Raw genomic sequence first — 572 nt, forward strand, 5'->3', positions numbered from 1 at the left:
GCTGGCACGGAGTTAGCCGGTGCTTATTCATATAATACCGTCATTATCTTCTTATATAAAAGGAGTTTACGCACCGAAATGTGTCATCCTCCACGCGGCGTTGCTGCATCAGACTTTCGTCCATTGTGCAATATTCCCCACTGCTGCCTCCCGTAGGAGTCTGGACCGTGTCTCAGTTCCAGTGTGACTGATCATCCTCTCAAACCAGTTATGCGTCATCGTCTTGGTAGGCCATTACCCCACCAACTAACTGATACAATACAGGCTAATCTCTTACCAATAAATCTTTCCCTTTATTAGCAATCGTTTCCAATTGTTATCCCTTAGTAAGAGGCATATTACCTATACATTACTCACCCGTGCGCCACTTAGCTGACAATTATAGCAAGCTATAATCCGTTCTCGTTCGACTTGCATGTGTTAAGCACGCCGCCAGCGTTCACTCTGAGCCAGGATCAAACTCTCCATAAATTTTTTGATTAAATCTCTTTAATCTTTATGTAGTTTTGAAACTGACATATTTTATAATTACTTAAATTACAAAATTATCACTCATGTTTTTTTGAATAGAC

At 40.7% G+C, this 572-nt stretch carries 1 rRNA gene; it reads right to left on the bottom strand.

Annotation, left to right across the window (positions count from 1 at the left end):
• A 16S ribosomal RNA gene (locus IEX97_RS13375) occupies nucleotides 1–471 on the bottom strand; the annotation flags it as partial.
• Nucleotides 472–572 lie beyond the last annotated feature (101 nt).

The sequence above is a fragment of the Paenalicyclobacillus cellulosilyticus genome (assembly GCF_014647315.1).
GTDB lineage: Bacteria > Bacillota > Bacilli > Alicyclobacillales > Alicyclobacillaceae > Alicyclobacillus_J > Alicyclobacillus_J cellulosilyticus.